Source organism: Streptomyces sp. NPDC045956 (genome assembly GCF_056430705.1).
Map to the genome: position 1 here is coordinate 395130 of NZ_JBWKKZ010000004.1, position 13710 is coordinate 408839.

The 13710-nt window shown below is 72.2% G+C and carries 11 protein-coding genes; 7 read left to right on the forward strand and 4 right to left on the reverse strand.

The features are described 5' to 3' along the window. Window positions 1–146: 146 nt before the first annotated feature. From rhaS to AC07FV_RS14010, 4 genes are all read right to left on the reverse strand, one after another. Window positions 147–1232, reverse strand: coding sequence for a rhamnose ABC transporter substrate-binding protein (gene rhaS / locus AC07FV_RS13995; protein ID WP_479087164.1), 1086 nt, complete (start codon window positions 1230–1232; stop codon window positions 147–149). Between the two features lie 88 nt (window positions 1233–1320). Beyond that, on the reverse strand, window positions 1321–2352 hold the full coding sequence (locus tag AC07FV_RS14000) for an ABC transporter permease (RefSeq protein WP_479087166.1): 1032 nt from the start codon (window positions 2350–2352) through the stop codon (window positions 1321–1323). Beyond that, entirely contained in the window at window positions 2345–3400 is a 1056-nt protein-coding gene (locus AC07FV_RS14005) for an ABC transporter permease (RefSeq protein ID WP_479087168.1), read from the reverse strand. Before AC07FV_RS14005 ends, AC07FV_RS14000 begins: the two co-directional genes overlap by 8 nt. Further along, a complete protein-coding gene (locus AC07FV_RS14010; protein ID WP_479087169.1) occupies window positions 3397–4926 on the reverse strand; it encodes a sugar ABC transporter ATP-binding protein in 1530 nt (509 codons plus the stop codon). Before AC07FV_RS14010 ends, AC07FV_RS14005 begins: the two co-directional genes overlap by 4 nt. A 280-nt stretch (window positions 4927–5206) precedes the next feature. Between AC07FV_RS14010 and rhaI the strand changes: the two genes are divergently transcribed. From rhaI to AC07FV_RS14045, 7 genes are all read left to right on the forward strand, one after another. Next, window positions 5207–6373 carry an L-rhamnose isomerase gene (rhaI, locus tag AC07FV_RS14015; RefSeq protein WP_479087171.1) on the forward strand — a complete coding sequence of 389 codons (1167 nt, stop codon included), beginning with the start codon at window positions 5207–5209 and terminating at the stop codon, window positions 6371–6373. Between the two features lie 59 nt (window positions 6374–6432). Next, window positions 6433–8478 (forward strand): bifunctional aldolase/short-chain dehydrogenase, encoded by a 2046-nt coding sequence (locus tag AC07FV_RS14020; RefSeq protein ID WP_479087173.1) that lies wholly within the window; start codon window positions 6433–6435, stop codon window positions 8476–8478. A 231-nt stretch (window positions 8479–8709) separates the two neighbouring features. Further along, complete coding sequence (locus tag AC07FV_RS14025) at window positions 8710–10218, forward strand: rhamnulokinase (protein WP_479087174.1); 1509 nt, start codon at window positions 8710–8712, stop codon at window positions 10216–10218. Then, a complete protein-coding gene (locus AC07FV_RS14030; RefSeq protein ID WP_479087175.1) occupies window positions 10209–10964 on the forward strand; it encodes a (Fe-S)-binding protein in 756 nt (251 codons plus the stop codon). The genes AC07FV_RS14025 and AC07FV_RS14030 overlap by 10 nt, the downstream gene beginning before the upstream one ends. Beyond that, window positions 10961–12385, forward strand: a complete 1425-nt coding sequence (locus tag AC07FV_RS14035; protein WP_479087177.1) for a LutB/LldF family L-lactate oxidation iron-sulfur protein — start codon at window positions 10961–10963, stop codon at window positions 12383–12385. Before AC07FV_RS14030 ends, AC07FV_RS14035 begins: the two co-directional genes overlap by 4 nt. Beyond that, window positions 12382–13023 (forward strand): LutC/YkgG family protein, encoded by a 642-nt coding sequence (locus AC07FV_RS14040; RefSeq protein ID WP_479087179.1) that lies wholly within the window; start codon window positions 12382–12384, stop codon window positions 13021–13023. The genes AC07FV_RS14035 and AC07FV_RS14040 overlap by 4 nt, the downstream gene beginning before the upstream one ends. A gap of 93 nt (window positions 13024–13116) precedes the next feature. Then, entirely contained in the window at window positions 13117–13710 is a 594-nt protein-coding gene (locus AC07FV_RS14045) for a VOC family protein (protein WP_479087181.1), read from the forward strand.

Consider the following 13710-nt stretch of genomic DNA (forward strand, 5'->3'; position numbering starts at 1 on the left):
TACCCAAATGTCCGGGTGTGTTGTGGGGTGTTTGGCCCCCATCAGGGCGGGGACTTGAAAAAAAAAAAAGATGTGTTGCATCGACCCCCCTTTTTTCCGTCTGTGGGCCCCCGCCGTTTCCGGGTCCCCCACGGCTGTCCTGCGGATCAGAAGTCGTACTCGTCGACGTTGGCCTTGTCGAAGACGGTCGGCTCACCCGGGGAGACCACTCCGTCCGCGCCGATGGTCATCGTGCCGAGGTCGCCGGCGGCGAAGGTCTCGCCCTCCTTGCCGGTGATCTGGCCGGACTCGAGCGCGACGGCGGCGCGGGCGGCGAGGGCACCGAGCTTGGCGGGCTCCCACAGCTCGAACTGCTCGACGGTGCCGTTCTTGACGTAGGCGCGCATGTCGTTGGGGGTGCCGAGCCCGGTGAGCTTCACCCTGCCCTTGTACTTGGACCCGGACAGGTACTGGGCGGCGGCCTTGATGCCCACGGTGGTGGGGGAGATGATGCCCTTCAGGTTCGGGTACTCCTGGAGCAGACCCTGGGTCTGCTGGAAGGACTTCTGCGCGTCGTCGTCCCCGTAGGCGACCTCGACGAGCTTGATGTCCTTGTGGGCGGGCTTCTTCAACTCCTTCTTCATGACGTCGATCCAGGCGTTCTGGTTCGTCGCGGTCTGCGCCGCGGACAGGATCGCGATCTCGCCCTTGCCGCCGATCTGCTCGGCCAGCAGCTCCACCTGGGTGCGCCCGAGGTCCTCGGCCGAGGCGGGGGAGACGAACACCTGGCGGCAGTCCTTGTTGGTGTCGGAGTCGTAGGTGACGACGCTGACACCGCCCCGCATGGCCTGTTTGAGGGCGGTGCACAGGGCGCCGGGGTCCTGCGCGGAGACGGCCATGGCGTCGACCTGCTGCTGGGTCAGCGTGTTGACGTAGCTGACCTGGCCGGCGGTGTCGGTGCCGCTGCTGGTGCCGACCTCCTTGTACTCGGAGCCCAGTTCCCGCAGCGCCTCCTCGCCGCCCTTGTCGGCGGTGGTGAAGTAGGGGTTGTTGACCTGCTTGGGCAGGAAGGCGACCGTGAGGCCCTTCTTGGTCTCGGCCTTGGGGTCGGCCGTACCGGCGGCCGCGCTGCCGCTCTCCTTCGCGGCGTCGTCCTTGGTGGTGCCGCCGCAGGCGGTGGCCCCCAGGGCGAGGGCGGTGACGGTGGCCAGTACGAGGGTCAGGCGGCGCGATCCGGTGGTGGTGCCGAACATGTGACGGTCCTTTGCCTGGACGGAAGGGGGAGGGGCGGGGGGACCGGCCGCGCCGGCGGCCGGTCCGGAGGTGAACCGGGGTCAGGGTCTACGGGCTCGGGGCCGCCACCGGCGGGGGAGCGGCCCCTCTCGCCCGGGCGCGGGCCTCGGAGATCCGCCGGCCGATCCGCGGAGCCAGGACGGAGACCACCAGCAGGACGCCGGTCGCCACGGTCTGGGACTGGGCGGTGACGTTCGACAGGCTCATCACGTTCTGCATCGTGCCGAGCAGGAACACACCGGCGACGGCGCCGCCGAGCGTGCCCCTGCCGCCGTCGAAGTCGATGCCGCCCAGCAGCACCGCGGCGATCACGGACAGTTCGAGCCCGGTGGCGTTGTCGTAGCGGGCACTGGCGTAGTGCAGGGTCCAGAAGACGCCGGTGAGTGCCGAGACGACCCCCGTGGTCGCGAACATGGCCAGCTTGAGCCGCTTCACCCGGACACCGGCGAAGCGGGCGGCCTCCTCGGAGGAGCCGATGGCGAACAGCGAGCGCCCGAAGCGCGTGGCGTGCAGCACGACGACCGCGATGGCCAGCAGGACGACGAAGGGCACCACCGCGTACGGGAGGAAGGTGTCCCCGAACCGGCCCGCACCGAAGTCCAGGTACCGCGCCGGGAAGTCGGTCACGGAGTCGGAACCGAGGACGATCTGCGCGATGCCCCGGTAGGCGCCCAGCGTGCCGATCGTGACCGCCAGCGAGGGCAGCCCGAGCCGGGTGACCAGCAGGCCGTTGACGAGGCCGCAGACCAGGCCCAGCAGAACGCAGAGCGGGATGATCGTCTCGATCGCCATCCCGGCGTTCCACAACGCGCCCATCACCGCACTGGAGAGACCGGCGGTGGAGGCCACCGAGAGGTCCACCTCGCCGGAGACCACGAGCATCGCCATCGGCAGGGCGATGAGGGCGATGGGCAGGGTGTTGCCGATGAGGAACGACAGGTTCAGGGCGTTGCCGAAGTTCTCGACGAAGGAGAACGAGCAGATCAGCAGGACGACCAGCAGAGCGCCGACCGAGGTGTCCCAGCGCACCGCGCCGCCGAGGCGGGAGAGCACGGGCGACTTGGCGGTGATGTCAGGCATGGCGGGCACTCCTCGTCCGTGCGGCCTTCTTGCGCAGGGCTCCGGAGACCCGGAGCGCCAGGATCCGGTCGACGGCGATGGCGAGCAGCAGCAGGCAGCCGTTGATGGCGGTGACCCAGACCGAACTCACGCCGAGGGCGGGAAGCACACCGTTGACGGAGGTGAGCAGGACCGCGCCGAGCGCGGCGCCGTACACGGTGCCCGAGCCGCCGGTGAAGGCGACGCCGCCGACGACCACGGCGCTCACCACGACGAGTTCGTACCCGTTGCCGGTGTTGGAGTCCACGTTGCCGAACCGGGCGAGGTAGAGGGCACCGGCGAGTCCGGCGAGTGCCCCGCAGACCACGTAGGCCGTCATGACGCGGGTCCGGATCGGGATGCCGGCGAGGCGGGCCGCCTCCGGGTTGGACCCCAGGGCGTACATGTCGCGTCCGCTGCGGTAGCTGCGGAGGTAGTAGGCCACGACGACCAGGACGGCCAGCGTGAGCAGCGCGAGGTGGGGCACCACGGAGATGCCTTCGCTGCCGAAGGCCGTGAACCCGTCGGGCAGGGCGCTCGCGGTGATCTGCCGGGAGCCGACCCAGAGGGAGTCGATGCCGCGGATGACGTACAGGGTGCCCAGGGTCACCACCAGGGCGGGTACCTTGCCGAGGCTCACCAGCGCCCCGTTGACCACACCGAACAGCGCGCCGAGCGCGACGGCCAGCAGGACGGCGACCAGTGGGTGCCCGCCGTCCTTGAGGCAGAGGCCCGCGGCGAAGGCGGAGATGCCCAGCACCGAGCCGACCGACAGGTCGACGTTGCGGGTGATGACGACCATCGCCTGGCCGGTCGCGACCAGCACGAGGATGGTCGCGTTCAGCAGGAGGTCCCTGATGCCCTGCTCCGAGAGGAACGCGGAGTTGGACAGCTGGGTGGCGCCGAGCATCACCACCAGTACGACGATCACGGCCAGTTCGCGGGCCTTGAACATCCGGTCCACGAGCCGCCGTGCGGCGGCGGACTCCGGCGCGGCCTCCCGCCGCACCGGTTCGACGGTGGTGGTCATGCCGCCTCCCTCCCACGGTCAGTGCGGCCGGTGGCGGCTGCCATCACGGTCTCCTCGGTCGCTTCCGCCCTGGGGATCTCCGCGGTCAGGCGGCCCTCGTGCATCACCAGGACCCGGTCGGCCATGCCGAGGATCTCCGGCAGGTCGGACGAGATCATCAGCACGGCCACGCCGTCGGCGGCGAGCGAGGACAGCAGACGGTGCACCTCCGCCTTGGTCCCCACGTCGATGCCGCGGGTCGGCTCGTCCACGATGAGCACCTGAGGAGCCGTGGCGAGCCACTTGGCCAGGACGACCTTCTGCTGGTTGCCGCCCGACAGGGTGCCCACCACGTCGGCCGGACGGGCGTACTTCACCTGGAGCTTCGTCGCCCAGTCGACGGCGCGGCTCCGCTCGGCCCGCCGGTTCATCAGCCCGGCCCGGGAGGTGGCGGCGAATCCGGTGAGCCCGATGTTCCGCTCGATGGACATGTCCATCACCAGGCCCTGGGCGCGGCGGTCCTCGGGCACCAGGGCCACACCGGCGGCCATGGCCAGGCTCGGAGCCCCCGGAGGCAGCTTCCGGCCGAGCACCTCGACCTCGCCGCCGTCGAACCCGTCGACTCCGAACACGGCCCGGGCCACCTCGCTGCGGCCCGCCCCGACCAGCCCGGCGAGACCGACGATCTCTCCGCGCCGGACGTCGAAGGAGACGTCGGTGAACACGCCCTCACGCGTCAGCCGGCGCACGGCGAGGGCGACCTCGCCGACCCGGGTCTCCTGCTTGGGGTACAGCTCCTCGAGATCGCGGCCGACCATCCGGCGCACCAGAGCGTCCTCGTCGAGGTCGGAGAGCGGCTCACTGGCGATCCGGGCACCGTCCCGCAGGGTGGTGACCCGCCCGCACAGCTCGAAGATCTCCTCCAGGCGGTGCGAGATGAACAGCACCGCCGCACCCTCCTCGCGCAGCGCCTCGACCACGCCGAACAGCCGGGCCACCTCGCTGCCCGTGAGCGCCGCCGTCGGCTCGTCCATGATCAGCACACGGGCGTCGAAGGACAGCGCCTTGGCGATCTCCACCAGTTGCTGGTCGGCGATGGACAGGCCGCGGGCCGGCCGGTCCGGGTCGAGGGCCACCCCGAGGCGGGTGAAGAGTTCGGCCGCGGCCGCCTTGACGGAGCGGTGGTCCACCCTGCCCAGGGAACGGCGGGGCTGCCGTCCGATGAAGATGTTCTCCGCGACAGACAGGTCGGGGAAGAGCGTCGGCTCCTGGTAGATCACGGCGATTCCCGCGTCGCGGGCGTCCGCCGGACCGTGGAACTCCACCGGCCGGCCGTCGAGGAGGACCGTGCCGGTGTCCGGACGGTGCACGCCCGCCAGCGTCTTGATCAGGGTGGACTTGCCGGCGCCGTTCTCGCCCGCCAGGGCGTGGGCCTCGCCCGCGTACAGGCGCAGTGACACGTCACGCAGGGCTCGGACGGCACCGAAGGACTTGCTCACTCCCTCCAGTGCGAGCACCGGAGGGGTCTCCGGTTCGGATGGGGTCATGGGTGGTCTCCCGTACGTCTGCCGAGCGGAAACCCTGTTGTGAAATGTTTCAACGGGGTTGCCGGGAAGCTAGCTTCAGCCCGTCCGGGACGTCAAGGGTGCGGAGCCCTTGCGGTCGTCCGGTGTATGCGTGAGAGGGCAGGCAGCAGGCGGGTCGAGCCGTGCTCGAACCCTTGACGGGAGGTGGGGTACGAGCTAGCTTCGGCGTCAGCCTGAATCGATTCACTCGACGGGCCGTCCAAGTCCCGTGACGGGGCAGCTTGCGCATCCAGAGGTGGACATGCCTGACATCACTGCCGTGAGAACCGCACTCGCCGACCAGCGGGTCGAGACGCCTTCCTGGGGCTACGGCAACTCCGGAACGCGTTTCAAGGTCTTCGCGCAGCCCGGTGTGCCGCGGACACCGCACGAGAAGCTGGACGACGCGGCCAAGGTGCACGAGTTCACCGGCATCACCCCCCGGGTGGCTCTCCACATCCCCTGGGACAAGGTGGACGACTACGCCGCCCTGGCCGCGCACGCCGAGGACCGAGGGCTGGAACTGGGCGCCGTCAACGCCAACGTCTTCCAGGACGACTCCTACAAGCTCGGCAGCGTCTGCCACCCGGACGCCGCGGTGCGGCGCAAGGCGCTCGCCCACCTCATGGAGTGCGTCGACATCATGGACGCCACCGGCTCCCGCGACCTCAAGCTGTGGTTCGCCGACGGCACCAACTATCCAGGCCAGGACGACATCACGGCCCGCCAGGACCGGCTCGCGGAGGCCCTCCAGGCCGTCTACGAGCGGCTCGGCGAGGACCAGCGGATGCTCCTGGAGTACAAGTTCTTCGAGCCCGCCTTCTACACGACCGACGTCCCCGACTGGGGCACGGCCTACGCGCACTGCCTGAAGCTCGGTGAGAAGGCACAGGTCGTGGTGGACACCGGGCATCACGCGCCCGGCACCAACATCGAGTTCATCGTGGCGGTGCTGCTGCGCGAGGGCAGGCTCGGCGGGTTCGACTTCAACTCCCGCTTCTACGCCGACGACGACCTGATGGTCGGCGCCGCGGACCCCTTCCAGCTCTTCCGCATCCTGCACGAGGTGATCAAGAACGGTGGCCTGGCCCCCGCCGCCGGCGTGGCCTTCATGCTCGACCAGTGCCACAACATCGAGGCCAAGATCCCGGCGATCATCCGCTCCGTGATGAACGTGCAGGAGGCGACCGCCAAGGCCCTGCTGATCGACGCCGAGGCACTGGCCGCGGCCCAGGCGGACGGCGACGTCCTGGCCGCCAACGCCGTCCTCATGGACGCGTACGACACCGACGTCCGCCCGCTGCTGGCGGAGATCCGTGAGGAGAAGGGCCTGCACCCCGACCCGATCGCCGCCTACCGCGCCAGCGGCTGGCAGGAGCGGATCGTCGCCGACCGCGTCGGCGGCGAGCAGGCCGGCTGGGGCGCGTGACCGCCGCGCGTGGTCCCGGGCACCCTCCCTCGTCACCCCCTCCCGAAGGAAAGATCATCATGGCCTCCGCCATCCACCCCGAAGTCGCCGGGCTCCTGGCGCGCTCGCACCGGCTCGGCGCGGACCCGCGCAACACCAACTACGCGGGCGGCAACACCTCCGCCAAGGGCACCGCCACCGACCCCGTCACCGGCGGAGAGCTGGAACTGCTGTGGGTGAAGGGCTCCGGCGGCGATCTGGGCACGCTCAGGGCGGAGGGACTGGCCGCGCTGCGGCTCGACCGGCTGCACGCCCTGAAGGACGTCTACCCGGGCGTCGAGCGCGAGGACGAGATGGTCGCCGCGTTCGACTACTGCCTGCACGGCAAGGGCGGCGCCGCGCCCTCCATCGACACCGCCATGCACGGCCTGGTCGACGCGGCCCACGTGGACCACCTGCACCCCGACTCCGGGATCGCGCTGGCCTGCGCGGCCGACGGCGAGAAGCTGACCGCGGAGTGCTTCGGCGACCGGGTGGTGTGGGTCCCGTGGCGGCGCCCCGGTTTCCAGCTGGGCCTGGACATCGCCGCGATCAAGGCGGCCAACCCGCAGGCCGTCGGCTGCGTCCTCGGCGGCCACGGCGTGACCGCGTGGGGCGCCACCTCCGAGGAGTGCGAGGCCAACTCGCTGCACATCATCCGCACCGCCGAGGCGTTCCTCGCCGAAAAGGGCCGCCCCGAGCCGTTCGGGCCGGTGCGGGAGGGCTACGAGCCGCTGCCCGACGTCGAACGGCGCGCCCGTGCCGTCGCCCTCGCCCCGTACGTCCGCGCCCTCGCCTCCGCCGACCTGCCGCAGGTCGGACACTTCACGGACTCGGAGGCGGTGCTGGACTTCCTCTCCCGCGCCGAGCACCCCCGCCTCGCGGCACTGGGCACGTCCTGCCCCGACCACTTCCTGCGCACCAAGGTCCGCCCGCTGGTCCTGGACCTGCCCCCGGGCGCCCCACTGGAGCGGGCGGTCGCCCGGCTGGCGGAGCTGCACACCGAGTACCGGGCGGAGTACCGGGCCTACTACGAGCGGCACGCCGTCCCCGGCTCGCCCGCGATGCGCGGCGCCGACCCCGCGATCGTCCTGGTGCCGGGCGTCGGCATGTTCTCCTTCGGCATGGACAAGCAGACGGCCCGGGTCGCCGGGGAGTTCTACGTCAACGCGATCAACGTGATGCGGGGCGCCGAGGCCGTCTCCACCTACAGCCCCATCGAGGAGTCGGAGAAGTTCCGCATCGAGTACTGGGAGCTGGAGGAGGCCAAGCTGCGCCGGATGCCGGCGCCCAAGCCGCTCGCCACCCGGGTCGCACTGGTCACCGGCGCCGGCTCGGGCATCGGCAGGGCCATCGCCCACCGGCTCGTCGCCGAGGGCGCCTGCGTCGTGGTCGCCGACCTCGACGGCCCCGGCGCCGCCGCCGTCGCCGAGGAACTCGGCGGTCCTGACCGGGCCGTCGCCGTGACGGTGGACGTCACCAGCGAGGAGCAGATCGCCGCCGCGTTCGCCGAGGCCGTGCTCGCCTTCGGCGGCGTCGACCTGGTCGTCAACAACGCCGGCATCTCCATCTCCAAGCCGCTGCTGGAGACCACGGCCGCGGACTGGGACCTCCAGCACGCCATCATGGCCCGCGGCTCCTTCCTCGTCTCCCGGGAGGCAGCCCGGGTGATGACCGCCCAGAGGCTCGGCGGCGACATCGTCTACATCGCTTCCAAGAACGGTGTCTTCGCGGGCCCCAACAACATCGCCTACGGGGCGACCAAGGCCGACCAGGCCCATCAGGTGCGGCTGCTGGCGGCCGAACTGGGCGAGCACGGCATCCGCGTCAACGGCGTGAACCCCGACGGGGTCGTCCGCGGCTCCGGCATCTTCGCCGGCGGCTGGGGCGCCCAGCGGGCCGCCGTGTACGGCGTGGAGGAGGAGAAGCTGGGCGAGTTCTACGCCCGGCGCACCCTGCTCAAGCGCGAGGTGCTGCCCGAGCACGTGGCGAACGCGGTGTTCGCCCTCACCGGGGGCGACCTCACCCACACCACCGGGCTGCACGTCCCGGTGGACGCGGGCGTCGCCGCGGCCTTCCTGCGCTGAGGAGAAGACCCCGCCCCGATGCCGCCGCGACACGCACGGCGGCGTCGGGGCCTCGCCGGAAGCCCCCCCGGAGCCGGCGGGGCGCGCTGCGCTCCGTACCGCGTGCGCCCCGGCGCAGGTGCCGGTCACCCTCCGGCGCGCCCCCTGACACCCCCCCCGAGACGTCGCCGCCCACGGCGTCGTCCCCGTCGCCCCTCCCTTCCTCGCCGCGTACAGCGGAGGTACCAGCACGTGACCACCACCCCGGCCTCCTCGGCCTTCCCCTCGGCGTTCGCCGCGGTCGACCTCGGGGCCACCAGCGGACGGGTCATCCTCGGCCGGGTCGGGCCGGACCACCTCGACCTGACCGAGGTCCACCGGTTCCCGAACACCCCGGTCCGCCTGCCCGACGGACTGCACTGGAACGTGCTCGCGCTCTTCCAGGGCACCCTCGACGGACTGCGGGAGGCCGCCCGGGCCGGCTCGGTCGCCTCCGTCGGCGTGGACACCTGGGCCGTGGACTACGGGCTCCTCGACGCCGACGGCGTCCTGCTCGGCACCCCGTACCACTACCGGGACGGCCGCACCGACGACGCGGCGCGGCGGGTCTGGCCCCGCGTCGGGCCGGAGGAGCTGTACCGCACCACCGGGCTTCAACACCTGCCGTTCAACACCGTCTTCCAGCTCGCCTCGGCCGCCGGCACCAGTCAGCTCGGCACCGCCCGCACCCTGCTGCTCATACCGGACCTGCTGGTCCACTGGCTCACCGGAACCGTCGGCGCGGAAGCGACCAACGCCTCCACCACCGGCCTCTTCGACGCCCGCACCCGCACCTGGTCCGCGCCGCTCATGGACCGGCTCTCCCTCGACCCCGGGCTGCTCCCGCCCCTGCGCCACCCCGGCGACCCGGCCGGCACCCTGCTGCCCCACGTCGCCGCCCACACCGGTCTCGACGCGGCCACCCCGGTCGTCACCGTCGCCTCGCACGACACCGCCTCCGCCGTCGCCGCCGTCCCGGCCACCGCACCGCACTTCGCCTACATCTCCTGCGGCACCTGGTCGCTGGCCGGCCTCGAACTGGACGCCCCGGTGCTGACCGAGGCGTCCCGGGCCGCGAACTTCACCAACGAGCTGGGCGTGGACGGCACCGTCCGCTACCTCCGCAACATCATGGGCATGTGGCTCCTGGAGGAGTGCCGGCGCACCTGGGAGGCACAGGGACTGCCCATCCGCATCCCCGTGCTCCTCGCCGAGGCCGCCCGGTCCACGGCGTTCGCCGCGCTCGTCGACCCGGACGATCCGGTGTTCCTCGCCCCGGGCGACATGCCGGAGCGCGTCCGGGAGTACTGCCGTCGCACCGGCCAGCAGGTCCCCGAGAGTCAGGGTGCCGTCGTCCGCTGCATCCTGGAGAGCCTGGCCCTGGCCCACCGCCGCACCCTGCGGCAGGCGGCCGAACTCGCCGGCCGCGACCTCACCCACATCCACCTGGTGGGCGGTGGCTCGCGCAACGACCTGCTCTGCCGGCTCACCGCCGACGCCACCGGGCTGCCCGTCATCGCCGGGCCCACCGAGGCCACCGCCCTGGGCAACATCCTCGTCCAGGCCCGGTCCGCCGGACTGGTGGCCGACCTGGCCGACATGCGCCGGCTCGTCGCCGCCACCCAGCACCTCAGGCGCTACAGCCCGCGGGGCGACGGCGCCGCCTGGGACGCGGCGGCCGCCAGGCTCACCCCCGCCCGAACGGAACCGCCATGCGCGTAGCCCTCTTCGCCACCTGCGTCAACGACGCCCTCCACCCGTCCACCGCCATCGCCACCGTCAAGGTGCTCGAACGCCTCGGTGTCGAGGTGGACTTCCCGGCCGCCCAGACCTGCTGCGGGCAGCCGCAGTACAACACCGGGTACCGGCGCGCCACCGAACCCCTGGTGCGCCGCACGGCCCGCGCCTTCGAGGGCTACGACCACGTCGTCACCCCCTCCGGCTCCTGTGTCGCCATGGTCCGCGACAACTACCCCCGGATCGGCGCCGGGGCGCTGGCCGAGGGCCGGGGCCGGGGCCTCTCGGACGCCGCCGCCTCCCTCGTACCGCACGTGTACGAGCTGACGGAGTTCCTCGTCGACGTGCTCGGGGTGACGGACGTGGGCGCGTACTTCCCGCACACCGTCACCTACCACCCCTCGTGCCACGGGCTGCGGAGCCTGGGCCTGGGCGACCGGCCGCGGCGGCTGCTGGAGGCGGTCGAGGGGCTGGAGCTGGTCGAGCTGCCGGGGGCGGAGGAGTGCTGCGGCTTCGGCGGCACCTTCGCCGTGAAGAACGCCGACGTGTCGGCGGCGATGGGCCACGACAAGATCCGCAACGCCCTGTCCACCGGGGCGGACGTGCTGTGCGGAGCCGACAACTCGTGCCTGATGCACCTCGGCGGAATGCTGCGCCGCCAGGACGCCCCGCAGCGGACACTGCACCTCGCGGAGATCCTCGCGAGCACGGAAGAGGAGCCCATGCCATGAGCGGGACGTATCTGGGGATGCCGTCCTTCCCCGAGGCGGCGCGGGAGGCCGTGCGGGACACGACGCTGCGGGGCAACCTGCGCCACGCCACGCACACCATCCGCGGCAAACGGGCCCGCGCGGTCGCCGAACTCGACGACTGGCCCGCTCTGCGGGAGGCCGGCAAACGCATCAAGGACCACACCCTGCGCCACCTGGACCGCTACCTGGAACAGGCCGAGGCAGCCGTCACCGCGGCCGGCGGGACGGTGCACTGGGCCGCCGACGCCGCCGAGGCCAACGCCATCGTCACCCGCCTCGTCCAGGAGACCGGCGAGAGCGAGGTCGTCAAGGTCAAGTCCATGGCCACCCAGGAGACCGGCCTCAACGAAGCCCTGGAAGCCGCCGGCATCCGCGCCTACGAGACCGACCTGGCCGAACTGATCGTCCAGCTCGGCCGGGACCGGCCCTCACACATCCTGGTCCCCGCCATCCACCGCAACCGCGCCGAGATCCGGGACATCTTCCACGCCGAGATGAGCGCCTGGGGCCGGCCCGCACCCGCCACCATGACCGACACCCCCGCCGACCTCGCCGAGGCCGCCCGCCTGCACCTGCGCGAGAAGTTCCTGCGGGCCGAGGTCGGCATCTCCGGCGCCAACTTCATGGTCGCCGAGACCGGCACCCTGGTCGTCGTCGAGTCCGAGGGCAACGGCCGGATGTGCCTGACCCTGCCCGAGACCCTCATCTCCGTGGTCGGCATCGAGAAGGTCATCCCCACCTTCCGCGACCTGGAGGTCTTCCTCCAGCTCCTGCCCCGCTCCTCGACCGCCGAGCGCATGAACCCCTACACGTCGATGTGGACCGGCACCACCGACGGCGACGGCCCCCGAACCTTCCACCTGGTCCTGCTGGACAACGGCCGCACCGACACCCTCGCCGACGACATCGGCCGCCAGGCCCTGCGCTGCATCCGCTGCTCGGCCTGCCTGAACGTCTGCCCCGTCTACGAACGCGCCGGCGGCCACGCCTACGGCTCCGTCTACCCCGGCCCCATCGGCGCCATCCTCACCCCCCAGCTCCGCGGCACCACCAGCGACATCGACGCCTCCCTGCCCTACGCCTCCTCCCTGTGCGGCGCCTGCTACGAGGTCTGCCCCGTCGCCATCGACATCCCCGAAGTCCTCGTCCACCTCCGGGAGAAGGTCGCCGACCAGGGCGGCAAGGGGCACCGCCTGGAACGGGCCGCGATGAGGGCGGCGACCTGGCTCCTGGACCACCCCGCCGCGCTGACCGCCGGCGAACGCCTCGCCTCCAGAACCCGCAGGCTGCACCCCGATCGGCTCCCCGGACCCGGGGCGCGCCAGTGGACCGACAGCAGGGATCTGCCGGAGCTGCCGGCCGAACCCTTCCGTGACTGGTGGAAGAAGAACCGCGCATGACGTCCGAGTCCTCCTCCCGCGACCGCGTCCTCGGCCGAGTACGCCGGGCCCTCGCCGACGCGCCCGAAGCCCCCGAGGTCACGCGCGACTACCGGGTGAGCCACACCCCGGACGACCCGGCCGCGGTGCTCGACCTGCTCCACGAGAACCTCGCCGACTACCGGGCCGGCGTGCACCGCAGTACCCGGCGCGAGCTGCCGGCGCTCATCGGCCGCCTCCTCGCCGGACACGGCGCCCGTACCGTCGTCGTGCCCCCGGGCCTGCCCGAGGACTGGCTGTCCGCGTCCGACGCCCGGCGACGGCCGGACGACGTCCCCCTGACCCCCGCCGAACTGGACTCCGCCGACGCCGTGGTCACCGGCTGCGCCCTCGCCGTCGCGGAGACCGGCACCGTCGTCCTCGACGCCGGACCGGGGCAGGGCCGCCGCGCCCTCACCCTCGTTCCGGACCTGCACATCTGCGTCGTCGACGCACCCGGTCAGGTGGTCGCCTCCCTGCCGCAGGCCCTGCCACGCCTCGACCCCACCCGGCCGGCCACCTGGATCTCCGGGCCGTCCGCCACCAGCGACATCGAACTCGACCGGGTCGAGGGCGTCCACGGGCCGCGGACACTGGAGGTGGTGCTGGTGGTGGACTGAGACCGGACGAGCCGGCGTTCCGGCGGCGCCGAGCGGCGACGCGCACCGCACCATGGTCCCGGCAGTCACGACGGCACGGGGAACGGGGACGGGATGCTGACCGGGATCGTCATCGACGCACGGGACACGGCGGGCATGGAACGCTTCTGGCGGGACGCGACGCGGGGCCGCACGGGCGGCCTCCGGTTGCGCTTCGAGCCGGTCACGGAGCCGAAGACGGCGCACAAGAACCGGCTCCACCTCGATCTGGCCGGCGGACCGGACTGGGAGGCGGAGGTGGCGCGGTTGCTGGCGCTCGGCGCGACACGGGCCGACATCGGTCAGGGCGGCGTCCCGTGGGACGTGCCGGCCGACCCGGAGGGCAACGAGTTCTGCGTGCTGCGGCCCGGCCACCCCGGCGTGCTCGCCGACTCCGGCCTCGTCGCGGTCTGCCTCGACGTCGCCGAGGAGGATCTCCGCGCGCAGTCGGCCTTCTGGCAGACCCGGGCCGGCTGGCGGCCGACCGAATCCGGGGACCGGGGGGTCCGGTTGCGGCGCACTCCCACCAGTACCGTCTCGCTGGTGATGGGGCCGCCCGCGGCGCGGAAGACGGCGCGGAACAGACTGCGGCCGGAGGTCACCCAGGGCGACCGGGCGCCCGGCGAGTTCCTCGACGCCGGTGGGAACGAGTTCCACGTCGTGCGCTGA

Coding starts and splice junctions, on each gene's coding strand:
- rhaI (WP_479087171.1), top strand. CDS start 5,207: ATGCCTGACATCACTGCCGTGAGAACCGCACTCGCCGACCAGCGGGTC.
- AC07FV_RS14005 (WP_479087168.1), bottom strand. CDS start 3,400: ATGACCACCACCGTCGAACCGGTGCGGCGGGAGGCCGCGCCGGAGTCC.
- AC07FV_RS14010 (WP_479087169.1), bottom strand. CDS start 4,926: ATGACCCCATCCGAACCGGAGACCCCTCCGGTGCTCGCACTGGAGGGA.
- AC07FV_RS14000 (WP_479087166.1), bottom strand. CDS start 2,352: ATGCCTGACATCACCGCCAAGTCGCCCGTGCTCTCCCGCCTCGGCGGC.
- AC07FV_RS14035 (WP_479087177.1), top strand. CDS start 10,961: ATGAGCGGGACGTATCTGGGGATGCCGTCCTTCCCCGAGGCGGCGCGG.
- AC07FV_RS14020 (WP_479087173.1), top strand. CDS start 6,433: ATGGCCTCCGCCATCCACCCCGAAGTCGCCGGGCTCCTGGCGCGCTCG.
- AC07FV_RS14030 (WP_479087175.1), top strand. CDS start 10,209: ATGCGCGTAGCCCTCTTCGCCACCTGCGTCAACGACGCCCTCCACCCG.
- AC07FV_RS14045 (WP_479087181.1), top strand. CDS start 13,117: ATGCTGACCGGGATCGTCATCGACGCACGGGACACGGCGGGCATGGAA.
- rhaS (WP_479087164.1), bottom strand. CDS start 1,232: ATGTTCGGCACCACCACCGGATCGCGCCGCCTGACCCTCGTACTGGCC.
- AC07FV_RS14040 (WP_479087179.1), top strand. CDS start 12,382: ATGACGTCCGAGTCCTCCTCCCGCGACCGCGTCCTCGGCCGAGTACGC.